The 24,448-nt window shown below is 72.9% G+C and carries 24 protein-coding genes and 1 tRNA gene; 19 read left to right on the top strand and 6 right to left on the bottom strand.

Features of this window, described 5'->3' with window-relative positions; genetic code table 11:
- Nucleotides 1-129 precede the first annotated feature (129 nt).
- The 12 genes from ACFOVU_RS06550 (at nt 130) to ACFOVU_RS06495 (ending at nt 11,493) form a co-directional block, all read left to right on the top strand.
- Nucleotides 130-954: an IclR family transcriptional regulator domain-containing protein gene (locus ACFOVU_RS06550; protein ID WP_378531211.1), complete on the top strand. Its 825-nt coding sequence runs from the start codon at nt 130-132 to the stop codon at nt 952-954.
- A 159-nt stretch (nt 955-1,113) separates the two neighbouring features.
- A complete protein-coding gene (locus ACFOVU_RS06545) occupies nt 1,114-1,947 on the top strand; it encodes a CoA transferase subunit A (RefSeq protein ID WP_378531209.1) in 834 nt (277 codons plus the stop codon).
- Between the two features lie 35 nt (nt 1,948-1,982).
- The gene (locus tag ACFOVU_RS06540) at nt 1,983-2,702 is read left to right on the top strand and encodes a CoA-transferase subunit beta (RefSeq protein ID WP_378531207.1); all 720 of its coding nucleotides are present in this window, start codon (nt 1,983-1,985) and stop codon (nt 2,700-2,702) included.
- Nucleotides 2,703-2,733: 31 nt separating this feature from the next.
- Nucleotides 2,734-3,909 (top strand): thiolase family protein, encoded by a 1,176-nt coding sequence (locus ACFOVU_RS06535; RefSeq protein WP_378530777.1) that lies wholly within the window; start codon nt 2,734-2,736, stop codon nt 3,907-3,909.
- Nucleotides 3,910-3,923: 14 nt separating this feature from the next.
- Nucleotides 3,924-4,667 (top strand): protocatechuate 3,4-dioxygenase subunit beta, encoded by a 744-nt coding sequence (gene pcaH / locus ACFOVU_RS06530; RefSeq protein WP_378530775.1) that lies wholly within the window; start codon nt 3,924-3,926, stop codon nt 4,665-4,667.
- A complete protein-coding gene (gene pcaG / locus ACFOVU_RS06525) occupies nt 4,667-5,227 on the top strand; it encodes a protocatechuate 3,4-dioxygenase subunit alpha (RefSeq protein WP_378530773.1) in 561 nt (186 codons plus the stop codon). The genes pcaH and pcaG overlap by 1 nt, the downstream gene beginning before the upstream one ends.
- Nucleotides 5,228-5,352: 125 nt before the next feature.
- Nucleotides 5,353-5,964 carry a type IV toxin-antitoxin system AbiEi family antitoxin domain-containing protein gene (locus tag ACFOVU_RS06520; protein ID WP_378530772.1) on the top strand — a complete coding sequence of 204 codons (612 nt, stop codon included), beginning with the start codon at nt 5,353-5,355 and terminating at the stop codon, nt 5,962-5,964.
- The gene (locus ACFOVU_RS06515) at nt 5,964-6,668 is read left to right on the top strand and encodes a nucleotidyl transferase AbiEii/AbiGii toxin family protein (protein ID WP_378530770.1); all 705 of its coding nucleotides are present in this window, start codon (nt 5,964-5,966) and stop codon (nt 6,666-6,668) included. Before ACFOVU_RS06520 ends, ACFOVU_RS06515 begins: the two co-directional genes overlap by 1 nt.
- Before the next feature lie 34 nt (nt 6,669-6,702).
- The gene (pcaB, locus tag ACFOVU_RS06510) at nt 6,703-8,061 is read left to right on the top strand and encodes a 3-carboxy-cis,cis-muconate cycloisomerase (protein ID WP_378530768.1); all 1,359 of its coding nucleotides are present in this window, start codon (nt 6,703-6,705) and stop codon (nt 8,059-8,061) included.
- Between the two features lie 24 nt (nt 8,062-8,085).
- Nucleotides 8,086-9,225, top strand: coding sequence for a bifunctional 3-oxoadipate enol-lactonase/4-carboxymuconolactone decarboxylase PcaDC (gene pcaDC / locus ACFOVU_RS06505; RefSeq protein ID WP_378530766.1), 1,140 nt, complete (start codon nt 8,086-8,088; stop codon nt 9,223-9,225).
- The gene (locus tag ACFOVU_RS06500; RefSeq protein ID WP_378530764.1) at nt 9,225-10,400 is read left to right on the top strand and encodes a 4-hydroxybenzoate 3-monooxygenase; all 1,176 of its coding nucleotides are present in this window, start codon (nt 9,225-9,227) and stop codon (nt 10,398-10,400) included. The genes pcaDC and ACFOVU_RS06500 overlap by 1 nt, the downstream gene beginning before the upstream one ends.
- A gap of 214 nt (nt 10,401-10,614) precedes the next feature.
- Entirely contained in the window at nt 10,615-11,493 is an 879-nt protein-coding gene (locus tag ACFOVU_RS06495) for an SAM-dependent methyltransferase (protein ID WP_378530762.1), read from the top strand.
- A gap of 36 nt (nt 11,494-11,529) precedes the next feature.
- On the opposite strand, the gene ACFOVU_RS06490 is transcribed toward ACFOVU_RS06495, so the two are convergent.
- Nucleotides 11,530-12,543: an ABC transporter substrate-binding protein gene (locus ACFOVU_RS06490; RefSeq protein WP_378530760.1), complete on the bottom strand. Its 1,014-nt coding sequence runs from the start codon at nt 12,541-12,543 to the stop codon at nt 11,530-11,532.
- Between the two features lie 154 nt (nt 12,544-12,697).
- On the opposite strand from ACFOVU_RS06490, the gene ACFOVU_RS06485 reads away from it, so the two are divergent.
- From ACFOVU_RS06485 to ACFOVU_RS06475, 3 genes are read left to right on the top strand one after another with little or no spacing between them, the layout of a single operon-like run.
- Complete coding sequence (locus ACFOVU_RS06485; RefSeq protein ID WP_378530758.1) at nt 12,698-13,756, top strand: FecCD family ABC transporter permease; 1,059 nt, start codon at nt 12,698-12,700, stop codon at nt 13,754-13,756.
- Entirely contained in the window at nt 13,753-14,850 is a 1,098-nt protein-coding gene (locus tag ACFOVU_RS06480) for a FecCD family ABC transporter permease (RefSeq protein ID WP_378530756.1), read from the top strand. Before ACFOVU_RS06485 ends, ACFOVU_RS06480 begins: the two co-directional genes overlap by 4 nt.
- Entirely contained in the window at nt 14,847-15,854 is a 1,008-nt protein-coding gene (locus ACFOVU_RS06475) for an ABC transporter ATP-binding protein (protein WP_378530754.1), read from the top strand. The genes ACFOVU_RS06480 and ACFOVU_RS06475 overlap by 4 nt, the downstream gene beginning before the upstream one ends.
- Nucleotides 15,855-15,900: 46 nt before the next feature.
- Here ACFOVU_RS06475 and ACFOVU_RS06470 read toward each other — a convergent pair whose 3' ends face one another.
- The 3 genes from ACFOVU_RS06470 to ACFOVU_RS06460 form a co-directional block, all read right to left on the bottom strand.
- Nucleotides 15,901-16,596 carry a protein kinase gene (locus tag ACFOVU_RS06470; protein ID WP_378530752.1) on the bottom strand — a complete coding sequence of 232 codons (696 nt, stop codon included), beginning with the start codon at nt 16,594-16,596 and terminating at the stop codon, nt 15,901-15,903.
- 156 nt (nt 16,597-16,752) lie between these two features.
- A complete protein-coding gene (locus ACFOVU_RS06465; protein WP_378530751.1) occupies nt 16,753-18,375 on the bottom strand; it encodes an integrase in 1,623 nt (540 codons plus the stop codon).
- A gap of 336 nt (nt 18,376-18,711) precedes the next feature.
- Nucleotides 18,712-18,784: transfer RNA gene (locus tag ACFOVU_RS06460), tRNA-Asn, on the bottom strand.
- 136 nt (nt 18,785-18,920) lie between these two features.
- On the opposite strand from ACFOVU_RS06460, the gene ACFOVU_RS06455 reads away from it, so the two are divergent.
- On the top strand, nt 18,921-19,241 hold the full coding sequence (locus tag ACFOVU_RS06455) for a hypothetical protein (protein ID WP_378530749.1): 321 nt from the start codon (nt 18,921-18,923) through the stop codon (nt 19,239-19,241).
- A gap of 3 nt (nt 19,242-19,244) precedes the next feature.
- Entirely contained in the window at nt 19,245-19,730 is a 486-nt protein-coding gene (locus ACFOVU_RS06450; protein WP_378530747.1) for a hypothetical protein, read from the top strand.
- A gap of 9 nt (nt 19,731-19,739) precedes the next feature.
- Here ACFOVU_RS06450 and ACFOVU_RS06445 read toward each other — a convergent pair whose 3' ends face one another.
- Nucleotides 19,740-20,189: an ATP-binding protein gene (locus ACFOVU_RS06445; RefSeq protein ID WP_378530745.1), complete on the bottom strand. Its 450-nt coding sequence runs from the start codon at nt 20,187-20,189 to the stop codon at nt 19,740-19,742.
- Nucleotides 20,190-20,471: 282 nt separating this feature from the next.
- On the opposite strand from ACFOVU_RS06445, the gene ACFOVU_RS06440 reads away from it, so the two are divergent.
- Together ACFOVU_RS06440 and ACFOVU_RS06435 are read left to right on the top strand one after the other, a co-directional pair.
- Nucleotides 20,472-21,278, top strand: coding sequence for a helix-turn-helix domain-containing protein (locus ACFOVU_RS06440; protein WP_378530743.1), 807 nt, complete (start codon nt 20,472-20,474; stop codon nt 21,276-21,278).
- Nucleotides 21,275-21,451 carry a DUF397 domain-containing protein gene (locus ACFOVU_RS06435; protein WP_378530741.1) on the top strand — a complete coding sequence of 59 codons (177 nt, stop codon included), beginning with the start codon at nt 21,275-21,277 and terminating at the stop codon, nt 21,449-21,451. Before ACFOVU_RS06440 ends, ACFOVU_RS06435 begins: the two co-directional genes overlap by 4 nt.
- A 36-nt stretch (nt 21,452-21,487) precedes the next feature.
- Here ACFOVU_RS06435 and ACFOVU_RS06430 read toward each other — a convergent pair whose 3' ends face one another.
- The gene (locus ACFOVU_RS06430; RefSeq protein ID WP_378530739.1) at nt 21,488-24,412 is read right to left on the bottom strand and encodes an FAD-binding and (Fe-S)-binding domain-containing protein; all 2,925 of its coding nucleotides are present in this window, start codon (nt 24,410-24,412) and stop codon (nt 21,488-21,490) included.
- Between the last annotated feature and the right edge of the window lie 36 nt (nt 24,413-24,448).

Here is a 24,448-nt window from a genome sequence, read left to right as displayed (position 1 = left end):
GTCTTGCGAACGGCTGTTCTGAACGCGAACGTAGATCAAGGCCGTCGGCGACGTCAACCCGCCCAAGCCCACCATTGTCCGATCCGAAACGCGCCCGGAAAGAAGGGGCCAATGACCGCGAACGATCCCATGGCGAGGCCGGAGCCGGGGTCGCCGGCGGAGCCGATGGCCGAGCGGGGCGAGTACTTCGTGCAGTCCCTCGAACGGGGGCTCGCGGTCGTCCGCGCGTTCTCCGCCGACACGCCGTCCATGACGCTCAGCGACGTCGCACGGGCGACCGGGCTGACCCGCGCGGCGGCCCGGCGCTTCCTGCTCACCCTGGCCGACCTGGGCTACGTGCGCACCGACGGCCGGTGGTTCGCGCTGACCCCGCGGGTCCTGGAGCTGGGCTACGCCTACCTGTCCGCGGCCGGGCTGCCCGAGGTCGCCCAGCCGCACCTGCAACGGCTCACCGCCGAGGTCCGCGAGTCCTCGTCGGTTTCGGTTCTCGACGGCGACGACGTCGTCTACGTCGCCCGGGCCGCCGCGACACGGATCATGACGGTGGCGATCAGCGTCGGGACCCGGTTCCCGGCGTCCGCGACGTCGATGGGCCGGGTGCTGCTGGCCGCCAAGAGCCCGGCCGAGCTGGACGCCTACCTCAGCGGGGTGCGCCTGGAGCCGCTCACCCCGCATACCCTCACCTCCCGGGAGGAGCTGCGCGCCGAGATCGAGCGGGTCCGCGAGCAGGGCTGGGCGATCGTCGACCAGGAGCTGGAGGAGGGCCTGCGGTCGGTCGCCGTCCCGGTGCGCGACGGTGAGGGCCGGGTGGTCGCGGCGGCCAACGTCTCCGTGCAGGCCAACCGCACCTCCGTGGCCCTGGTGCGCCGTGATCTGCTGCCCGCGCTACAGGCATGCGCCGACGGCATCGGCACGGACCTGGAGATCGCCTCGCGCGGCGCACGCCGGGCCTGACACCCCGCAACCCCGGAGGCGGGCCGCCCGGTCACGTCCCGGCGGCCCTTTCCCGTTGCGCACCCCTTGACCGTGCCCGCCGCCGGGGTTACGTTCGCCCATAGGTGTTCGCTTTGAGAACATCCATTCGGCATCCGAACAGAGGCGGGGATGGCATCCATGATCGTGCCGCTGGCCGAGGGCGTCCGCGAGCTCGTCCGCGACGGGGACACGGTCGCGCTGGAGGGCTTCACGCACCTGATCCCCGTGGCCGCGGGCCACGAGATCATCCGGCAGGGCCGGCGCGACCTCACCCTGGTGCGCATGACGCCCGACATCGTCTACGACCAGATGATCGGCGCCGGCTGCGCCCGCAAGCTGGTCTTCTCCTGGGGCGGCAACCCCGGCGTGGGGTCCCTGCACCGCTTCCGCGACGCCGTCCAGGCCGGCTGGCCGGTCCCGCTGGAGATCGAGGAGCACAGCCACGCCGGCATGGCCAACCGCTACGTCGCCGGGGCGTCGGGCCTGCCCTTCGCCGTCTTGCGCGGCTACGTCGGCACCGACCTGGCCGGGCGGACCGCCACGATCGCCACCGTCGAGTGCCCGTTCACCGGCGAGGAACTGACCGCCGTCCCGGCCCTCAATCCCGACGTCACCGTGGTGCACGCCCAGCGCGCCGACCGCGCGGGCAACGTGCAGCTGTGGGGCATCACCGGCGTGCAGAAGGAGGCGGTGCTCGCCGCCCGGCGCAGCCTGGTCACGGTCGAGGAGATCGTCGATGAGCTGACCCCGGTCCCCGGCCAGGTCGTCCTGCCCGCGCGCGTGGTGACCGCGGTCGCCGTCGCCCCCGGCGGGGCACGGCCGTCCTACACGCACGGCTACTACGCCCGCGACAACTCCGCCTACCAGGCGTGGGACGCCATCAGCCGCGACCGCGCCGCGTTCGGCGCATGGCTGCGCACCGAGATCCACGGCGGCGCCGCGCCCGCCCGCGAGGAGGAGAACGCACCGTGACCGCCACCGCGACCGCCTACACCGCCGACGAGATCATGACGGTCGCCGCCGCACGCTCCCTCACCTCCGACATGGCGTGCTTCGTCGGCATCGGCCTGCCCAGCACCGCCGCCAACCTCGCCCGGCGCACCCACGCCCCCGGCCTGTGGATGGTCTACGAGTCCGGGACGCTCGGCACCGAGCCCGCCACCCTCCCGTTGTCGATCGGCGACGGCGTGCTCGCCGAGACCGCCGACGCCGTCGTGCCGGTGCCGGAGGTGTTCAACTACTGGCTCCAGCCCGGCCGCATCGACGTCGGCTTCCTCGGCGCCGCCCAGATCGACCGCTACGCCAACATCAACACCACCGTCATCGGCGACTACGCCGACCCGAAGGTGCGCCTGCCCGGCGCCGGGGGCGCGCCCGAGATCGCCGCCTCCTGCCGCGAGGTCGTCGTGATCGTGCGGCAGAGCCGCCGCACGTTCGTGGAGTCGGTCGACTTCGTGACCTCGGTGGGCCACGCCGACGGCCCCGGCGGGCGCGAGCGCCTGGGCCTGCGCGGGGGCGGGCCCACACGGGTCATCACCGACCTGGGCGTCCTCGAACCCGACCCCGTCACCCGGGAGCTCACCCTCGTGAGCGTGCACCCGGGCACAACGGTGCCCGACGTGCGCGCGGCCACCGGCTGGGACCTCGCCGTGGCCGGCGACCTGCGCACCACCGCGCCGCCCGCCCCCGGCGAGCTCGCGGTACTGCGCGCGCTCACGGACCGCTGACCCGGCCGGACCAACGGATGGGAGACCCGCCATGACCGACGTGTTCGTGCTCGACGCGGTCCGCACGCCCTTCGGCCGCATCGGCGGCGAACTGGCCGGGGTGCGCCCCGACGACCTCGCCGCACACGCCGTGCGCGGGCTGGTCGCCCGCTCCCCCGGCCTGGACCCCGCGCTCATCGACGACGTCGTCTTCGGCGACGCCAACGGCGCCGGCGAGGACAACCGCAACGTCGCCCGCATGGCGGCGCTGCTCGCCGGGCTCCCCGCATCGGTCCCGGGCGCCACCCTCAACCGCCTGTGCGGATCGGGGCTGGAGGCGGTCATCGCCGCCAATCGCGCCGTCGCCGTGGGCGACGCCTCGCTCGTCCTGGCCGGCGGCGTGGAGTCCATGAGCCGCGCGCCGTGGGTGCTGACCAAGCCCGCCAAGGGCTTCCCCACCGGCCACGAGACCCTGCACTCCACGACGCTGGGCTGGCGCATGGTCAACCCGCGCATGCCCGCCGAGTGGACGGTCTCCCTCGGCGAGTGCACCGAGCAGATCGCCGACGCCTACAAGATCGGCCGCACCGAGCAGGACGAGTTCGCCCTGCGCAGCCACGCCAACGCCGCCGACGCCTGGGCCAAGGGCGTCTTCGGCGACGAGATCGTGCCGGTGCCCGGGGTCGACCTCGACCGCGACGAGAGCATCCGCGCCACCTCGATGGAGCTCCTGGCGAAACTCAAGCCGTCGTTCCGGCCCGATGGCACCGTCACCGCGGGCAACTCCTCCCCGCTCAACGACGGCGCCGCCGCGCTGCTCATCGGCGACGCCGAGGCCGCCCACGCCGCCGGCCGCGCGCCCCTGGCGCGCATCGTCAGCCGCGGCGTGGCCGCCGTCGAGCCGAACCGGTTCGGCATCGGGCCCGTCGAGGCCGCCGAGACCGCGCTGCGCCGGGCGGGGATCGGGTGGGGCGACCTCGCGGTCGTGGAGCTGAACGAGGCGTTCGCCGCGCAGTCGCTCGCCTGCCTGCGGCTGTGGCCCGACCTCGACCCGGCCATCGTCAACCCCAACGGCGGCGCACTGGCCATCGGCCACCCGCTGGGCGCCTCCGGCGCCCGCATCCTCGGCTCCCTCGCCCACGAGCTGCACCGGCGCGGCGGCGGCTGGGGGCTCGCCGCGATCTGCATCGGGGTGGGCCAGGGGCTGGCCGTCGTGCTGCACGCCTGAGAGAGGAGACCGACGTGACCACCGACGACACCGCGCACCGGCGCGTGGACGTGCCCGGCTACGTCCGCGACCACGGGGTCCACCCGCCGCTGGACTCCCCCGGGTACCGCAGCACGGCGCTGCGCCACCCCTCCCGGCGGCTCAAGCTACTGCCGCACCTGCTCACCGAGGTCACCGGCCCGGTCCTGGGCGAGGACCGCATCGGCGCCCTCGACAACGACCTCACCCGCCAGCACGACGGCGAGCCGCAGGGCCAGCGCATCATCCTGCACGGCCGGCTGCTCGACGGCGACGGCCGCCCGGTCCCCCACTCACTGGTCGAGATCTGGCAGGCCAACGCCGGGGGCCGCTACCGCCACACCGGCGACAACTGGCCCAGCCCGCTCGACCCCAATTTCACGGGGGTCGGGCGCACGCTCACCGACGCCGAGGGCCGCTACCGCTTCACCACCGTCCGGCCCGGCGCCTACCCCTGGCGCAACCACGACAACGCCTGGCGTCCCGCCCACATCCACTTCTCGCTGTTCGGGCGGGCGTTCACCCAGCGGCTGGTCACCCAGATGTACTTCCCGGACGACCCGCTGTTCTTCCAGGACCCGATGTGGAACGCGATCCCCGACGAGCAGGCCCGGCAGCGGCTCGTGGCGCGCTACGACCACGCCGCCACCGAGCCCGAATGGGCGCTGGCCTACGAGTGGGACATCGTCCTGCGCGGGCGCGAGGCCACCCTCTTCGAGCAGGACGGGGACGACGACTGATGCCCGCCACCACCCCCTCCCAGACCGTCGGCCCCTACCTGCACATCGGGCTGCCCTGGCCCGACGGCCCCTTCGCGCTGGCCGAGGGGGCGCCCGGCGGGATCTGGATCCGCGGAGTCCTGACCGACGGCGCCGGGCGGCCGGTCGCCGACGGCCTGATCGAGACCTGGCAGGCCGGCCCCGACGGCCGCTTCGACCACCCCGACGACCCGCGTGGGGCCGTCGCCCGCCCCGGCTTCCGCGGCTTCGGGCGCTGCCCCACCGGCGCCGACGGCTCCTACGGGGTGTACACGCTCAAGCCCGGCCCGGTGCCGGGCCCCGGCGGCGCGCTCCAGGCCCCGCACATCGACGTGTCGGTGTTCGCGCGCGGCCTGATGCACCGCACGGTCACCCGCGTGTACTTCCCCGACGAGCCCGACGCCAACACGACCGACCCGGTGCTCGCCGCGATCGCCGACCCCGCGGAGCGGGCGACCCTCATCGCACGGCCCGCCGGGGACGGCTACCACTTCGACATCCGCCTGCAAGGCGACGGCGAGACCGTGTTCTTCGACATCTGAGCTCCTATGAACCGCGCAACCGTTGGTACGCACCCGATCCGGGCCGCCCGCCGCCGCGGATCCGACCGGTATCCGCATGTACCGAATCCCACCCAGACGGACCACACCTGGGTAGGGTTGAGTACATGACTGGAGCTGCCGATCGCCTCACGCGGCGCCTCGCGGGACTGCCGGCGACCTTCACCACCCGCGAGGCGCGCGCTGCCGGCCTGTCCTCGCGCGACCTCGCTGACGCTGCGGCGGCAGGCGGCATCGAGGACATCTCCCGGGGCGTCTACCGCCGCACCGACGTCCCGCCCACGGCGCACGTGGACCTGCTCGCCGTCTGTGCGCGGGCACCACACGCGGTCATCTGCGGAGAATCCGCCCTGGGGCTCCACGAACTGATCGATGACATCCCCTTCGAGGTCCACATCGCCGTTCCCCGGGGGACCCACCGTCCGGCGATCGCCTTCCCCCCCACCAAGGTCTCGCAGTACGCGGCCGGCACCTTCTCCTACGCGATCGAGCAGTACGAGGCAGCGCCGGGCGAGAACGTCCCCGTCTACAGCGAGGCGCGCTCCGTCGTCGACGCCGTGCGCCATGGCGGCAAGGCGGGAAGAACCCTCGCACTCGGTGCCCTCAATCGCTACCTGCGCCGCCGCGGCCAGGCCGGAGTCGCAGACCTCCAGGACGCCGCCAAGCATCTGGGCGCCCTGTCGACCATTCGCCCAGCCATGGAAGCGGTGCTCGCCTGATGCCCAGCCCCACCCGCGACATCGACATCCTCGGCCGCGCCTTCCCCGGCGACGAAGAGGAGATCACTCGCCGTATCGCGGCGATCGCCGCCACCGAAGTCGACGACGGCGTCTCCTTCTCCCCCGGTACCCTCCGCACCGTGCCGATCCGGCAGGACGACGAGTACCACGGACTACGGCTCGCCATGGACGCGGCCCTCAGCCGCGCCCGGCTCAAGCTCCAGCTCGACATCAGCATCGGCGATCCGGTCACCCCCGAGCCCACCTTGATCGACTATCCGCAGAGCCTGGACGGATCGTCATTCCAACTCTTCGGTTACCCGATCGCCACCGTCATCGCGGAGAAGCTCTCCACCGCAGTCGCCCTCGGCGACCTCAACACCCGCGACCGCGACTACGCCGATCTCCACCAGCTGATCACCCGCCACCGGCTCGACGGCGGGGAACTGTCCAAAGCCCTGGCAGCGACGGCGGCACACCGCGGTATCCGGCTCCGCCCTCTCTCCGAAGCGGTCACCGACCTGCCGACGCTGCGCCAGAGTTCCTACACCGCCTGGCTCCGCCGCCAGGGCGCCTCGGCGACCGGCCACCATCCCAAGGACTTCGCCGAACTCGTCTCCGTCGTCACGGCCTTCGCGGACCCGCTCCTCGCCGACGCCTCCCACCGGCGAACGTGGAACCCGATCGCATGCGAATGGATCTGACGCACACACCGGCGGCCATGGGAGGCGCGGAGCGATGATGGGGTTGTTCGCGGGCGTGTTCGGCCACGGCGGCATCGAGCGGCAGGTCGACGACGGCGCCTGGCTGCGGGCGCTGCTCGACGCCGAAGCGGCGCTGGCGCGCGCCCACGCCGCCTGCGGGCGGATCACGGCCGCCGACGCCGAGGCCGTCGCCCGCGCCTGCGTCCCCGATGCCGTCGACGCCGAAGCCATCGGCCGCGCCGCCGCGGACGGCGGGAACCCGGTGATCCCCCTGGTCCGGGAGGTGACCCGGGCGGTGGGCGGCGACGCCGCGCGGCACGTCCACACCGGCGCGACCAGCCAGGACATCATGGACACCGCGGCCATGCTGGTGGCCCGGCGCGCGGGCGCGGTCATCCTGGCCGAGGGGGCCGCCGCCACCGGCGCGCTCGCCGGGCTCGCGGCCGGGCACCGGGGCACGCTGATGGCGGGGCGCACGCTGCTCCAGCAGGCGCTGCCCGTCACCTTCGGGCTGGTGGCGGCGGGCTGGCTGAACGGGGTGGGCACCGCGCTGGAACGGCTGGATGCGGTCCTCGCCGAGGGCTGCGCGGTGCAGCTGGGCGGGGCGGCGGGCACGCTGGCGTCCCTCGGTGACGACGGCCCGCGGGTGGCCGCGGCGTTCGCCGCGGAGCTGGGGCTCGCCGAGCCGCTGCTGCCCTGGCACACCGACCGCGGCCGGATCGCCGACCTGGCCGGGGCGCTGGCACGGGTGAGCGGGGCCGTGGGCAAGGCGGCGGGCGACATCGTGCTGCTGGCCCAGACCGAGGTCGGCGAGGCCGCCGAGGCGGGCGGGGCGGGGGTGGGCGGGTCGTCCACCCTGCCGCACAAGCGCAACCCGGTGGCGGCGGTGTCGGCCGTGGCCTGCGCAGAGCAGGCGCCGGGGCTGGCGGCCACGCTGCTGGCCGCGCAGGTCCAGCAGCACCAGCGGGCGGCGGGGGCGTGGCAGTCGGAGTGGCCGGCGCTGACACACCTGCTGCGGGTGACCGGCGCCGCGGTGGCCTGGCTGGGCACGTCGCTGGAGCGCCTGCACGTGGACCCGGCGCGCATGCGCGCCAACCTCGACCTCACGGGCGGCTTCGCGCTGGCGGAGCGGGTCACCACCGACCTGGCGGCGGACCTGGGCCGCCTGCCCGCCCACGACCTGGTCCGCGCGGCGTGCACGGAGGCATCCGACAGCGGGCGCAACCTGGCCGACACCCTCGCCGACCGGCTGGCCGGCCGCCGCACCCGCGACGAGATCGCCGCCCTCCTCGACCCGGCCGCCTACCTGGGTCAAGCGGGCGAGTTCACCGACCGCGCCCTCCAGGCCCACCACGCCCGTGCGGCGCAGCGGCCACGATTTCCAAGGCCATGACGTGATGAGGAGGCGGACACAGACGTGAGCATCGACGTGCACTACGCGGTTGACGGGCCCGAAGGGGCGCCCGTTGTGGTGCTGGCAGGGTCGCTGGGGAGCACGCTGGAGATGTGGGGGCCGCAGGTGGCGGCCTTGGCCGGGGACTTCCGGGTGGTCCGCTACGACACGCGCGGGCACGGGTCCTCCCCCGTTCCCGAAGGGCCCTACGACCTCGCCGACCTGGGCGGCGACCTGCTGCGGCTGCTGGACCGGGTCGGCGCCGGACGCGCGCACCTCGCCGGGCTGTCGCTGGGCGGCATGACCGCCATGTGGGTGGCCGCGCACGCCCCCGAGCGGGTCGGGCGGCTGGCGCTGCTGTGCACCTCGGCCCACCTGGGGCCGCCCGAGGGGTGGGCCGATCGGGCGAAGACCGTTCGCGCCGGGGGCACGGGCGCGGTCGCCGAGGGCGTCGTCTCCCGCTGGCTCACCCCCGGCTACGCCGAGCGGCGCCCCTCCGTCGCGGAGTGGCTGCGGCGCATGGTCGCCGGCACCCCCGCCGAGGGCTACGCGGCGTGCTGTGGCGCGATCGAGCGCATGGACCTGCGCGGCGACCTCGCCCGCATCGGCGCGCCCACCCTGGTCGTCGCCGGGGCCGACGACCCCGCGACCCCGCCCGTCCACGCCGAGGCGATCGCCGCGGGCATCGGCGGCGCGCGGCTGCACGTCCTGGAGCCCGCCGCCCACCTCGCCTCGTGGGAGCAGGCGGGCGCGGTCAACGAGCTGCTGCGCGCCCACTTCGGCGCGGTGCGGCACACCGCGGGGACCGCGGTGCGCCGCGCGGTGCTGGGCGATCGCCACGTCGACCGCGCCGGGGCGGCGGCGACCCCGTTCACCGAGCCGTTCCAGGACCTGATCTCCCGCTACGCCTGGGGCGAGATCTGGACCCGCCCCGGCCTGGACCGCCGCACCCGCAGCTGCATGGTGCTCACCGCCATGGTCGCCCTCGGGCACTGGGACGAGCTGGGCATGCACGTGCGCGCGGCCAGGCGCAACGGCCTCAGCGCCGAGGAGATCGGCGAGGTCTTCCTCCAAGCGGCGATCTACTGCGGCGTGCCCGCCGCCAACAAGGCGTTCGGCATCGCCCAGCGCATCCTCGCCGAGACCGAGGAGGCGGAGGGCTGATGCGCGTCCCCGTCGGCATCATCGGGGCGGGCCCGGCGGGCCTGTTCCTGTCGCACCTGCTGCACCGCAAGGGCGTGGAGTCGGTCGTGCTGGAGCGGCGCGACCGCGCCTACTGCGAGCGGCGCCAGCGGGCCGGGGTGGTGGAGCACGGCGTGGCCGAGGCGCTGCGCGCCTCCGGGGCCGGCGAGCGGATGGACCGCGAGGGGTTCGTGCACGACGGCATCGAGCTGCGCTTCGGCGGGCGGGGCCACCGGGTGGACTTCCCCGGCCTGGCAGGGCGCCACGTGCTCGTCTACGCGCAGACCGAGATCGTGAAGGACCTCATCGCGCGGCGGCTGGCCGACGGCGGCCGGCTGCTGTTCGAGGCCGAGGCCACCGCGATCGAGGGCATCGACACCGCCCGGCCGCGCATCCGCTTCACCCACGGGGGCGCCGACGGCGTCGTGGAGTGCGACCACGTGGTGGCCTGCGACGGGTTCCACGGCATCGGGCGCGCCTCGCTGCCCGCCGGCGCCCTCACCACGTTCGAGAAGGCCTACCCGTTCTCCTGGCTCGGCATCCTGGCCGACGCCGCGCCGACCTCCGACGAGCTGATCTACGTTCACCACCCCAACGGCTTCGCCCTGCACAGCATGCGCTCGCCGGCCGTGAGCCGGCTCTACCTCCAGGTGCCCAACGGCACCGACCCGGCCGACTGGCCCGACGAGCGCATCTGGGCCGAGCTGGCCACCCGTTCGCGCCTGGACGGCGGCGGAGAGACGGTCAACCGCGGCACCATCACCGACAAGGGCATCACGCCGATGCGCAGCTTCGTCGCCGAGCCGATGCGCCACGGCGCCCTGTTCCTGGCCGGGGACGCCGCCCACATCGTGCCGCCCACGGGCGCCAAGGGCCTCAACCTCGCCATGCACGACGTCATGCTCCTGGCCGAGGCGCTGGGCGCGTGGCACGCAACGGGCGCGACCGCCCTGCTGGACGCCTATTCGGCGACGGCGCTGCGCCGGGTATGGCGGGCGCAGCACTTCTCCTCCTGGATGACATCGCTGCTGCACACCGACCCGTCGGGGACGGAATTCGACCGGCGGCTCCAGACGTCGCACCTGGAGCACATCGCCGGCTCGCGCGCGGTTTCCACCTACGTCGCGGAGAACTACACGGGCCTGCCGCGCGTCTGAGGGGGTGGGCCCGTCCCCGCCTCCGTGGACGGGCGTGCGCTCAGGCGCGCGGCCTGCGGCGGTAGCACCGATCGCCCGTCGTCGCCAGGGAAGAAGGGCCCGATCCCGGCAGACGAAAGCCGCGAAGTGGTGACCGGACGCGGGTCCGACGAATACAATCCGGAGGCAACAAGCCGACCTTCCCCATCTTTGACCAAGAACGGCTCTGTCGCTTATGTCGCATTTCGACTCCCCGGAATTCCTGAAGGGAATGGGCGGGAAGTTCCGCCCCACCCCGCCGATCGACATGACGAAGGCCAGCATCTCGCGGGTCTATTCGTACCTACTGGGCGGAAAGGATCATTTCGCGGTCGATCGCGCCATGGCCGACTACGCCGAAGACGCGGTCCCCGGCGTCACCGACCTCGCCCTGGGCAACCGCGCGTTCGTCCAGCGCGCCGTCCGCTTCCTCGCACAAGAGCGCGGCATGCGGCAGTTCCTCGACATCGGCTCCGGCCTGCCCAGCGACGGCAACGTGCACGAGATCGCCCACGAGAGCGCGCCCGACGCCCGGGTGGTCTACATCGACAACGACCCCATCGTGCTCGCCCACGCCCGGGCGCTGCTCGCCGACGACCACACCACCATCGTCGTCACCGCCGACCTCACCGATCCCGACGACATCCTCGCCAAGGCGCAGGAGAGCGGGCTGATCGACCTCTCCCGCCCCGTCGCCCTCATCCTCGGCGGCATCCTGCACCACCTGCACGACCACCAGGACCCCGGCGGGCTCACCGCACAGCTGCGCGACTCCCTCGTGCCCGGGAGCCACCTCGCCGTCAGCCACTTCCTGCGTCCCCCGGCCGAGGAGTACCCGGTCGACCACCGCCACGCCGTGAAGCTGGAGGAGGCGTTCCTCGCCAAGCTGAGCACGGGGGTGTGGCGGCCATATGAGGACATCCGCGGCTACTTCGGCGACTGGACGATGTTCGACCCCGGCGTGGTCCCGCTCAACGAGTGGCGGCCCACACCGGGGTCGGCGAAGCCCGGCTCCTACCTGATGCCGGAGCGCAACCACCGGCTCATCGGGGGCGGGGTCGCGCACAAGGAGTGATCCCCGCACGCGGCCCGGCGCCCTGGCGCGGGGGCGTCACCCCTCGTCGGGGGTTGCCAGAATCTCCTCCAGGTCGTCGAGGATCCCCTCGGCGCCCTGGAGGCTCACCGACGTGAACCAGACCACGTCCTGCACGTCGTGCTGCTCGCCCTCCAGCCGATCCCACAGCGGGTTGTCCAGGAAGGCGTCGGCCTTCTCCGCGGAGCCCTCGCTGCCGTCGTCCCACCGGCCGATGAAGATCTGGTCGGCGTCCAGGTCGAGGATCTCCTCCTGGCTCAGGTCCACCATGATCTCGGTGTCGCTGTCGGGCGCGTCCTCGGGCCGCGACAGCCCGGTGTCGGCCATCACGATCCCCGGGAACGACGCCGACGAGTACAGCCGCACCGTGGGCTCGCCCGCGAACCGGGTGATGGAGATCGTTGGGGCCTCGCCGCCGTTGGCGTCCTCGATCGCGGCGCCGACCTCGGCCGCGCGCTCCTCGTAGGCGCCGATCTTCTCCTCGGCGAGGTCCTCCGTGCCGGTGGCCTCGGCCAGCAGCCGGATGTTGTCCTTCCACGTCGCACCCGTGGTCTCGGAGAAGATCGTGGGGGCGATGCTGCTGAGCTGGTCGTAGATGTCGGCGTGGCGGACGTCGGCCGACACGATCAGGTCCGGCTCCAGCTCGGCGATCGCGGCGAGGTCGGGTGCCTCCTGGGTGCCGACGATCTCGGCATCGCCGGCGTAGGTGGCGCCGTCCTCGCCCAGGTACTCGGGCAGCTCCTGGTCGAAGTCGTGGTAGGTGATGCGGCCCACGACCTCCAGCTCCAGGGCGATGGCGGCGTCGGTGTAGCTGGTGTCCAGGGTGACGATGCGGGCCGGCTGCTCGGGGATCTCGGCCTCACCGCGGAAGTGCTCGACGGTGCGGGGGAAGGCGCCCGAGCCGGACGCGCCGGCCTGCTCCTCACCGGTGTCCCCGGAACCGCACGCGGCGGCCGACACAGCGAGCGCCGTCGCCGCCGCCACAGCGGCGAGCGCGCGGGCGAAGCCCCGCGGGCGAGCGGTCTTGGGCATGGGGGACCCCCTCGTTCCAACCTGCATTAGGTTTGTCTAGCCTAATCGGGGCGGTTCGCCCGTGATCTGGGAGTATGCGGATCCGGCGGGTGTTTGTCGAGTTGACGCCGCGCACACGGACGGCCACGGCCGACACGATCCAAGGGGGGACCGGGTGGAAGGACGCGCGCTCGCCGCGCGCGGCACGCCCTCAGGGGCACCGCGCCTGGGCGACGCACGCCGGCGGCGCCGGCTGCTGGGGCTGGGGCTGCTGCTCGCGGGGCTGCTGGCCTGCGTTGTGGCGGGGATCTCCGTGGGCGCCCGGTCGATCCCCCTGGACGACGTGTGGCGGCTGCTGGTCTCCCCCGACGGCGGCGAGAACGCCACCATCGTCCGCTCGCTGCGGGTCCCGCGCACGGCGCTGGGCGTCCTCGTCGGCGCGTCGCTGGGCGTGGCCGGGGTGCTCATGCAGAGCCACACCCGCAACCCGATCGCCGACCCCAGCCTGCTCGGGGTCTCCGCGGGCGCGGCATGCGGCGTGGTGCTGGGCATCTTCCTGGCCGACGTCGGCTCGCTCACCGGCTACGTGTGGTTCGCCCTCGCCGGCGCGCTGGCCGCCAGCACAGCGGTGTTCGCCATCGCATCGGGCGGCGGGCGCGGCCCCACCCCCGTCACCCTCGTGCTGGCGGGGGCGGCGATGACCGCGCTGCTGAGCGCGGTGACCTCGGCGGTGGTGCTGGTCGACCAGCAGAGCCTGGAGGTCTTCCGGTTCTGGCGGGTGGGGTCGCTGGTGGGCCGCCCGCCGGAGGTGATCTGGCAGGTCCTGCCGTTCCTGCTGGCCGGGCTGGCGATCGCCGTCGCCACCGCGCCGGGCATGAACGCCCTGGCACTGGGCGACGACGTCGCGGTGGCGCTGGGCCAGCGGGTCCGGGTCACCCGGGCGGCGGGGATCCTGGCGATCTCCCTGCTCACCGGGGCGTCGGTGGCTGCGGTGGGGCCGGTCGGGTTCGTCGGGCTCATGGCGCCGCACCTGGCCCGCGCGATCACCGGGCCCGACCACCGCTGGCTGGTGCCCTACGCCGCGCTGTGCGGGGCCTCGCTCGTCCTCATCGCCGACGTGATCGGGCGGGTCGCCCGGGGCAGCGGGGAGGTCGAGGTCGGGATCATCCTGGCCGTCATGGGCGGGCCGTTCTTCATCGCACTGATCCGACGACGGAAGCTGGTCGCGCTATGACCGCCGCTCCGCCCCGCCGCCCGCGCGCCCCCGAGGTCCTGCGCCGGCGCACGCTGCGCATCGGCGCGGCCTCCTGGTCGTGGCGGCCCCGCCCGCTGCTGGTGGCGCTCATCATGGCGGGACTGACCGGCGCGGTGTTCGTCCGCGCGCTGCTGGCCTTCGACGACTACCCCATGGGCGCCGCCGAAGTCGTGTCCGTGCTGCTGGGCGGGGGCGGCGGTGGGGAACGGTTCGTGCTGTTCCAGCTGCGGATGCCCCGCGCGCTCGCCGGCGCGCTGGTGGGCGCGGCGCTCGGGCTGTCCGGGGCGATCCTGCAAGGGCTCACCCGCAACCCGCTGGCCAGCCCCGACACCATCGGCATCGGGTGGGGCGCGTCGGTGGGCGCCGTCGCCGTGATGGTGGTGGGCGGCAGCGCGGGCGGGGTCAGCGGGGCGGCGTCCCAGATCGGCATCCCGGCGGGCGCGATCGTCGGCGGCCTCGTCGCCGCTGCGGTGGTGTTCGGGCTGTCGTGGCGCAGCGGGGTGCAGAGCACGCGGCTGCTGCTTGTGGGGGTCGCGGTCTCCCTGATCTGCGCGAACCTCGTGTACTGGGCCATGACCTGGAGCGACGTCAACGACGCCGCGCGCGCCCAGACCTGGATCACCGGCAGCCTGCACGCCGCCGACTGGGACCGCGCCACCCCGGCCGCCATCGTGCTGGCGGTGCTGCTCCCGCTCACCCTGGCCGCCGCCCGCGCGATCGCCGCGCTGGGGCTGGGCGACGACACCGCGCTCGGGCTGGGGGTGCGGGTGGACGCGGCGAAGCTGTCGCTGCTGCTGGGGGCGGCGCTGCTGGTCTGCCTGGCCACGGCCGCGGCGGGGCCGATCACCTTCGTCGCACTGGCGGCGCCGCAGATCGCGCTGCGCCTGTGCCGCACCCCGCAGCCCCCGCTGGTGACGTCGATGCTGACCGGTGCCGCCGTCACCCTGGCCGCCGACCAGCTCGCCGCCGGCCTGTTCGCCGTCCAGCTCCCGGTGGGCGTCTTCACCGCCCTGCTGGGGGCGCCCTACCTGATGTACCTGATCGTCCGCAGCCACCGGGAGTCCCGCATATGACCGCCGAGCCCACCCCGTCGCCGTCGCGCCCCCGCCCCGAGGATGCGGCCCCGGACGCACGACCGGGCACGGAAGGCGTCACGCCGCAGTCGCGACAGGGCGGCGCCGAGGGCGCCGGGCCGGAGTCGGGGCCGGGCGCGGAGCGTGGCGGGCCGGACGCACGCCTGCGCGCCGAGGGCGCGACCCTGGCCTACGGCGACGACGTCGTCGCCACCGGCCTGGACTTCGCCGTCGCCGACCATGCGGTGACCGCCATCATCGGGCCCAACGGGTGCGGGAAGTCCACCCTGCTGCGCGCGCTGGGCCGGCTGCTGCGGCCCTCCGCCGGTCAGGTCGTGCTGGACGGGCGCCCGATCTCGGCGCTGCCGCCGCGCGAGGTCGCCCGCACGATCGCGGTCCTGCCGCAGTCGCCGCAGGCGCCGCCCGGCCTCACCGTCGGCGACCTGGTGGCGCGCGGCCGCCACCCGCACCAGAGCTGGTACCGGCAGTGGACCTCGACCGACCAGGACGTCATCGTCCGCGCCCTAGAGCTGACCGGGATGCTGGAGCACGCCGACCGGCCCCTGGAGCGGCTGTCGGGCGGGCAGCGGCAGCGCGCGTGGATCTCGATGGCGCTGGCCCAGGAGACCGACCTCCTCCTGTTGGACGAGCCCACGACCTTCCTCGACCTCGCCCACCAGATCGAGGTCCTGGAGCTGGTGCGGACCCTCAACACCGAGCACGGCCGCACCGTGGTGATGGTCCTCCACGACCTCAACCTCGCCGCCCGCTACGCCCATCACCTCGTCGCGATGCGAGCGGGCACGGTGATCGCATCGGGCGACCCGGCCTCGGTGCTCACCCCGGCCCTGGTGGCGGAGGTCTTCGGCCTGGACGCCACCGTCATCCCCGACCCGGTGGCGGGAACCCCGCTGGTCGTCCCGATCGGGGTACAGACCCGCACCGGCACCGGGGAGACGGCGGCAGCGGGTGCCGTGACCGGAACCGATCGGGCCGAGCCGTAGTCCCGCTCCGGTCACGGCACCGATCGCAGCACCGGTCGCCGCAGCGCTAGGCGAACGCCCCCTTGTCCGCCCGGTACCCGGCCCATCGGGCCGCCGCGTCGCGGAGCCCGAGCGTCCATTCGTTGGGGCGGCCGTCGGCGATGCGCTGCCAGGAGCGGGCATCGGCGGCCGAGAACAGGTCGAGGGCGCGACCGGACGCGGTGGACCATGCGGGCACCTTGGCGGCCCACTGCTCGGCCTCGTAAGGGGTGTGCCCGGACAGGACGAGCCAGACGATCCAGCACGCCGGGTCGACCCACCCGGCGCCGCGGGTGGCCCAGGGCCAGTCGACCAGCCAGGCGGTGCCCGGACCGGTGATGAGCACGTTGCTCGGGTTCCAGTCGGTGTGCAGGAGCGCGTCACCGGCGAACAGGTCGGCATCGGCCGGGTCGTCGAGGTGGACGCCCCATCGCTCGTCCGCCGCCTCCAGCTCCACGTCGGGAAGGTCGAGCCGCCCGAGAGCCGTCATGGCATCGACCACCAGCGGAAGGCCCGCGGATCCCGGGTCGTAACCGACGCTCCGGGCAACGAGGTACTCGAAGCCGAGCAGGTCCCAGCCGCCCGCGGTCGTGCGCCACAGCACCCTCGGCCCGAGGGGGACGACGTGGGGGTTGATCGCCGCCTCGCGCTGCTGCGTCCACGCCTCAGGGTGATCCCGCCGCATCCCCTTGACGAAGAACCGGCCTTGGGAAGTGTCCAGCACCGCCGCGATCTGACTGCTGGACCCGGAGCTCACGGACGCGGCCCGGTCAATGGAGCCGGTGTGCTCACGCACCGCCGCAAGAGCGTTTTCTGGGAGGTCATCCCAATTCCGTCGTCTCGACACCGGATGAGGGTATTACTGCTTCCCGCCGTCGGCTCATTCCAGGAGAGCCGTGAGATGCGGACCCAGCGGATCACCTGCCAGGGCCAGCGAGTTCTCCGCCCTCGCAGCCAGAAAAAGGGGCTCGACATGGTCGGTGAGGTGGGCATGGACGACCCTGTCGAGCCCTGCGCCGATGAGCGGCGCCGCCGTTCGCAGCGCTGAGTCGAGGGCTATCGCAGCAGTGTTCCCGCCATGCACAACGATGTTGCGCTGCCGATACAGCCGCCGGAGCGCACCTTGCACCGTGCGGTGGACGTCGCCGAGTTGGGGGTGTGGCGCGCGCAGTACCGCTCGCATCCGCTCCGCGGCGGCCATGTCGCCGGCGAGCTCTAAGGCGATGGGCGTCCCTTCGGCCAAAGCATCCGCGACGACCCGGCTGCGCTGCCGGTTGCTCACACACTCGCGGAGGCGCGCGACAAGCTGATCGGGCGTGGAAGGCGCGTGACGGTACGACAGAGCGGTGAGTTCGGCGCGGGGCCATGAGCATGTGATGATCGCCGCCAGGCGATCGGCGGCGACGGCTCTGCCCTGTTCCGCGTCCGCTTTGTCCCCCGGGTGGTAGAGGAGCGACTCGATGGCCGCCCAGCCGCCGGCCACGGCCGAGGCGGCCGGGCCCGCGTTGAGTGGAGCCGCCAGCTCAAGCGCCTCGTCGATCCGGTCATTCTGGCTCACGGCGTACATCGTCTTCTCCCGTTCAAGGGAAAGAACGTTCACTCCCCGCTCCGGCGGCCACAAAGGCAAGGGGTCCGCGACTCCGGCCACCCAGACCCTGCCCTCAGGTACGAGCCGCTTCCTCGAACCGCGCGAATAGGAGCGCCGCGCGTCCAGGCGCTGCACCTGCCTGCTCGCGATGCGAGCGGCCGCCACCGGGTCCTTGGCCGGGAACGTATAGAGGAAGGCCCCGTTGTGGCGAGGGGGTGTACCTATCCCTTGCTCGGCGAACCACGCAGCCGCGGCCTGCGGCGACCTCCACTCGGGAAGATGGGCCGCGAGCGATTGGTGTTCGGGCACCGAGATGAAGGGGACCAGCACCTCGATGTCGCGATCTTCCTGCTCCGCCAGCTGATCCATCTGCGTGAACAGATCCTCCAGGGTCGCCTCCGGCCGCGCACTGAGGCCCCGCGCCCACCGGTGCAGCCGACCCGAGCTGTGACCACAGTCGAGAAGGTGGGTCGCTATCGCTCGCGCCAGCCGTTCGGGGGACGGAGGACGATCGGTGTCCACGGCCACGGCCCACCGTGCGAGGTAGCCGTCCTGGATCATCGGCAGCAGCTGGACCAGGCGACGGCGTTCCCGGCTGTCCGGTTCCAGCCCGGTACGCAGCAGCGAGGTCAGCTCCTTGCGAAGCCGGGATTCACCCAGACCTCGGTCGGGCCCCAAGTGGCGCTCCAGCTCACGGAGGTACCAGGAGACTGCCCCGGGAGACAGTACCCTCATGCGGACCCAGTCGCCCGCTTCCGCCGCCTCACGGAGGGCCAGGACGCTGCCCGACTCCCAGAGTCGCCGCGGCCAGGGGCTTGTATCAGCGAAGAAGTCCTGGAGGCGGGCGACGAGATGACGGGCGTAGGGGTCGGCGCCGAGCAACGCTTTCGACCGTGGGGGATTGGGACGAGCCATGGGTTGCTATACTTCTTCCAGTGCCGTGCGCACGACGAGCTAAAGCAGGGGAGCCGCCTTCGGGCCGCTCCCCTCTTTCTTTGGTCTCTTTGCGACCCCCGCGGTACCAGCGGGCAGGTGCGTGACGTCGGTAAACCCTCTCGCCGCAGTTCGGGAGCCGCGCTCGCCGATCCTAGTCGGCGGCCCGCTGCGAGGTAGGGCGAATGGCGGAAGATCGGCGGAGACGCGCCGGTAGGGCGCATACAGCACCGGATCGACACGGAAGGCCTCCGAGGTCACCGGCGGCAGGCCTGGAAATGACAAAACCCACCGGGGGTACCGGTGGGTCTGGATGGGCTCCCGCGATTGGACTCGAACCAATAACCTGCCGGTTAACAGCCGGCTGCTCTGCCGATTGAGCTACGCGGGATGGTGCTCGTGCCGCCCGGTTTCCCCTGGCGACACGTCATAGACTAGCGCATCCGCGGTCGTGCTCGTGACGACATTTTCGGGTGTGCGCGGGGTACCGTCGGGGGTGACAGCACCGTCGCCGCCGAAAGGGACCCATGCGCTACCGGATCACGTTCGTCGCCGGACTGGCCGTCGGATACGTGCTCGGGGCGAAGGCCGGCAAGGCCCGCTACGAGCAGATCGTCCGCACCGCCCGGCGCATCGCCGACAGCCCCGCCGTGCAGGAGACCGCCGGGCTGGTGGGCGCCCAGGTGAGCACTGCCGGCAAGGCCGTCTACTCGAAGGTCAGCGAACGGATCCCGGTCACCTCGCTCAAGGACTTCCTGGCGGGCCCCACCCCTGAGGAGAGCGAGGAGCTGCACCGGCAGGGGATCGACGGCTCCCGGCCCTCCCCCGATCCCACCGGCGGGCGCTGACCCATGGGCCTGCGCCGCACCGCGCTTCCCCGCGAAGTCCGCGACCGCCTCCGGCTGGAGCGGGGCGAGCGCGTCCTCGCCCACGCCGAGTCCACCGAGGGCACGCTGGTGGCCACCACCCGTGCCCTCCACCTGCCCGATGGCCACCCGGTGCCGTGGGAGCACATCGACCGTGCCCGCTGGACCGACACCGGCCTCCGTTTCACGGAGGAGGGTGTCGGCCAGCGGGTGTTCACGATCGACCATCCCGGGACCCTGGCGGAGGCCGTCTATGAGCGGGTGACCGCGTCGATCGTCGTGGCCCAGCACGTCCCGCTGCCGGACGAGCCGAGCGGACGCGGGATCCGCCTCGCCGCCCGGCGGGCACCGGGCGGCACGGAGATCACCTGGCAGGTGCACATCGACGACGGGATCGACCCCGACGACCCCCGCCTGCCCGACCACACCGCCCGCGCACTGGCGGCGATGCGCGAGCAGATGGGGGTGTGACCCGGGCGGTCACGCCGGGGAAGCGGCCCTCTTCGCGGACCTGCGGGGCAGGCCATCCCAGGTGAGGGTGAAGGTGACCCCGGTGCGGGGTTTGGGCAGGGCCTCCCAGGTGTCGGCGAGGTAGTCGACCAGGGTCATGCCGCGTCCGTGCTGGGCCATCGGGGTCAGCGGCCGGATGAAGGGAAGTGTCCCGCCGGCGGGACGCCCTTCGTCCTCGACCTCGATGGTGATCTTCCGCTGCTCGATCATCAACGTGACGTCGAACGTCCCGCCCCGGCCCGAGGCGGTATAGCGGACGGCGTTGGTCACCGCCTCACTCAGGAGGAGGACGGCGGAGGCGACGGTCTCGCCGGGGATGTCGAACGCGGAGTGGACGGTCAGCAGGTCCTCACACCAGTGCCGCGCCCGCTTCACCTGCTCGGCCCACCCCGGAAACCGGGCGTAATAGACCACCGCCATCACCGCCCCCCGACTCGGAACAGATAGGGACGAATTCGAGCGCTTCGCGCGTTTTTGGTGGATTTGATCGTCCAGGTCTTCGGTCGTGCATCGTCGCACATGACTTCTCCTTCCGGAGAAATGAGTGGAGCCCGCGCCTCGGGGCCGTAGCGCCGGTCGCCGGGGCTTCTTGCTGACCCCCACCTTGCACGCATGCGCTCTGACCAGCCATACCACTCACGAACCTAAAAAGTTCTGTTGATTTCGTGTGCTTCTGTGGACACCAGGTGTATAAAAGTGAGCATGGCCAATGAGGTTGACCCGGGCTGGAAGCAGTTCGGAACTCATGTAAAACGAATGCGAGATCAAGCAGGATTCACGCAGGACAGAGTCCATGGAATGACCGGAATCTCGAAATCCATGCTGTCCGCAATCGAGAACTCCGCCCGAGCCCCGAAACGGAGTCATGCGGAGCTACTGGACAAAGCGTTCTCCACAGGCGGGGCGATGGTACGGCTGTGGCTCGACATCCATGGAAGTGTCGATGTCCCGGAGTGGTGGCGCGATATCGGTGCCATGGAACGGAACGCGGTGGAGATCCGCGAGTATCAGATGACGCTGTTCCCGGGTCTGATCCAGACGTCGACTTACGCGCGTGCGCTGATGCTGGCGGGAAGGCCGTGGGACCCTCCGGAGGAGGTCGAACGCGATGTCGAATCGCGGATCGCTCGGCGCGACCAGCTGCGGGACGCGGTCTTTCTGTGGTTCGTCGTCGACGAGTTCGCGCTTCGCCGTCGGGTTGGCAATAGTGCAGTGATGCGCGACCAGATGACTCGAATCCTCGATCTCGTCGCCGAGAAGCGGATCCGCTTCCAGGTCATCCCGGACGGTCTGGTGGATCATCCGGGACTGAGCGGACCCATTCGCATCCTCGACTTCGCGGACCGGAGCCCCGTGGTCCTTGCTGAGCACCGGATGGGCGAAGATGTGGTGACCGCTCCGAGGAAGGTGAGGCAGTGCCGAAGCCTGTTCGGAGCGTTGCAGGCGGAGGCACTGTCACCATCCGAGTCCGCGAGGATGATCACGAGAATCAGAGAGGAATACGCATGAACCAGAGGAAGTGGCACAAGTCCTCATACAGTGGCGGCAGCAGCGGCCACTGCGTTGAGGTGTCGGAGGGGCCGGAGACCCTTATCAGAGACACTAAGCATCGCGACGCCGCCACTCTCTCACTGGGCGCCCGCGAGTGGGTCGCCCTCCTCGCCGACATCGACGCGCTGTAACTTCTTCTCCGGCCTCCTCCCCACCACCCCTCACCCTCACGGGGCGGAGGCCGGGCCCAACCCCCTCGCCAGGACCTCCGCCAAGTGGACCGCCGGGCGGCCGGTCTCCTGGGTGACCTGGGTGCGGCAGCTGAAGCCGTCGGCCAGGATCAGGGTGTCCGGGTCGGCCTCGCGGACCGCCGGGAGGAGGACCCGTTCGCCCACCGCCCGCGACACCTCGTAGTGCTCGGCCTCGAAGCCGAAGTTCCCCGCCAGCCCGCAGCAGCCGGAGTCGAGGATGTCGGCGTCGATCCCCGCCCGGCGCATCAGGTCGCGGTCGGCGTCGAACCCGATCACCGCGTGCTGATGGCAGTGGACCTGGCCCAGCGCCCGGGCGTCGACCCGCGGCGGGTCCCAGTCCGGTGCGCGCTCCGCGAGGAACCCCGCCAGCGTGTGCACCGACTCCGCCACCCGCTCGGCGGCCGCGCCCGGCACCAGCTCCACGAGATCGGTGCGCAGCGCGGCCGTGCAGCTCGGCTCCAGGCCGACGATCGGGGTCCCCGCCGCCACGTGCGGCGCCAGCGCCCGCAGCGCGCGCCCCATCACCTTCCGCGCGACCCCCAGCTGTCCCGTCGACACCCACGTCAGCCCGCAGCACACCGGCCCCGACGGCAGCACCACCCGGAACCCGGCGTCCTCCAGCACCCGCACGGCCGCCATGGGGACACCCGGGGTCAGGTGGTTGCCGAAGGTGTCCGGCCACAGCACGACCTCGCCCCGCTCCCCCGCCCCCGGGGCCGCCCGCCCCCTACGCCGCCGGAACCAGCGGGTGAAGGTGGTCCGGGAGAACTCGGGGATGCTGCGCTGCGGCGCGATCCCGCCCGCCCGCTTCACGAGCCCGCTCAGCAGCGGCGCGCGCCCCACCCGGTTGACCTCGGCCGGCGCCAGCGCCGCCAGCCGCGCCCACACCGGCAGCCACCCCATCGAGTAGTGCGACGCCGGGCGTAGCCGCCCCTCGTAGTGGTGGTGCAGGAACTCCGCCTTGTAGGACGCCATGTCCACGTTAACCGGGCAGTCGCTGCGGCACCCCTTGCACGACAGGCACAGGTCGAGGCTGTCACGGACCGCCTCCGAGCGCCAGCCGTCGGTGATCACCTCGCCGTTGACCATCTCGAAGAGCATCCGCGCCCGCCCGCGGGTGGAGTCCTTCTCCTCCCGCGTGACCATGTAGCTGGGGCACATCACGCCCGGGCCGGAGTGGCGGCGGCACTTGCCCACACCGGAGCACCGGCGCAGGGCGCGGGCGAAGTCGCCCTGGTCGTCGGGGTAGTCGAGGACGGTCAGCGGGGCGTTGAGCGCGGCGGGGACGCGCAGGTCGGCGTCGAGCGGCGCCGGGTCGACGATGACGCCGGGGTTCATCAGCCCGCGCGGGTCCCACACCGCCTTGAACGCCGCGAAGGCCTGCATCAGCCGCTCGCCGTACATGCGCGGCAGCAGCTCCGACCGCGCCCGGCCGTCGCCGTGCTCCCCGGAGATCGAGCCGCCGTGGGCGACCACCAGGTCGGCGGCGTCCTCCATGAACGCGCGGTACCCGCGGTGGCCCTCCTCGGTGACGAGGTCGAAGTCGATGCGCACGTGCAGGCAGCCCTCGCCGAAGTGACCGTAGACCACGCCGTCGCGTCCGTGCCGCTCCATCAGGGCGTCGAACTCGCGCAGGTAGGAGCCGAGGCGCTCGGGCGGGACGGCGGCGTCCTCCCACCCCGACCACGCCTCGGCTCCGTCGGGGGTGCGGGAGGTGAGCCCGGCGCCTTCCTCGCGGATGCGCCACAGCGCGCGCGTGTGCGCGGGGTCGGTGACCACGGCCGAGCCGAGGGGCCGGGCCGCCCCGCGCAGGCCGCTCACCAGCAGCCGGCCCGCGTCGGCGGCGTCCTCGGGGCTGTCGCCGCCGATCTCGACCATCAGCCAGGCGCGCCCCTCCGGCAGCGCCACACCGGACCGCGCGCCGGGTCGGTCCAGGCCGGCCACGAGCCGGTCGTTGAGCCCTTCGACGGTGAGGGGCTGGTGGCCGAGCAGCTCCGGCAGGGCGTCGGCGGCGGCGGGGGCGTCGGGGTAGCCGAGCACCACCAGCGCGCGGGCGCGGGGTGCCTCGACCAGCCGCACTGTGGCGCCCAGAACGGTGACGCAACCGCCCTCGGTGCCGGTGAGCGCGCGGGCGATGTTGCCGCCGTTCTCGGGCAGCAGGCGGTCCAGCGAGTAGCCGGAGACCCGGCGGGACAGGGAGGGCATGCCCGTGCGCAGGTCGCCCATGTAGGCGTCGGTGAGGTCGCGCAGTGCTGCGTGGATGCGGCCCTCGCGGGTGGGCTCGGCGGCCCGCCGGTCGAACTCGTCGCGGGTGGTGGCGCCCACGGTCATGCGGGTGCCGTCGTGCAGGAGCACGTCCAGCGACTCGACGTTGTCGGCGGTGGTGCCCCACGCCACCGAGTGGGCGCCGCACGCGTTGTTGCCGATCATCCCGCCGAGGGTGCACCGGCTGTGGGTGGAGGGGTCGGGGCCGAAGGTGAGGCCGTGGGGGGCGGCGGCCGCGCGCAGGTCGTCGAGGATGACGCCGGGCTGCACGCGGGCGGTGCGGGCGACGGGGTCGATCTCCTCGATGGCGGTCAGGTGGCGGGAGACGTCGATGACCAGGCCGGGGCCGATGGCGTTGCCCGCGATGCTGGTGCCGCCGCCGCGCGGGGTGATGGGCACGCCGTAGGCGTCGCAGGCGGCGACGGCGGCGATCACGTCGTCGGTGGTGCGGGGGATGACGACGCCGAGGGGCACGCTGCGGTAGTTCGAGGCGTCGGCGGTGTAGAGGGCGCGGGCGCCCTCCCCGAAGGCGGCCTCGCCGGAGACGCCGTCGCGCAACGCGCGCCGGAACCCCTCAAGGTCGATACCGCGTGCCGCGTGGGAGCCGGGGGGCATGGGAGCAGAGAGATCGACCATCTCTTCAGAGTGACGTGAGACACCGGAAGTGACAAC

Source organism: Nocardiopsis sediminis (assembly GCF_042650565.1).
In the GTDB taxonomy this organism is placed as follows: Bacteria; Actinomycetota; Actinomycetes; order Streptosporangiales; family Streptosporangiaceae; genus Nocardiopsis_B; species Nocardiopsis_B sediminis.
The sequence above is the reverse complement of the archived record's forward strand: the minus strand, read 5'-3'. Positions and strand labels throughout refer to the sequence as shown.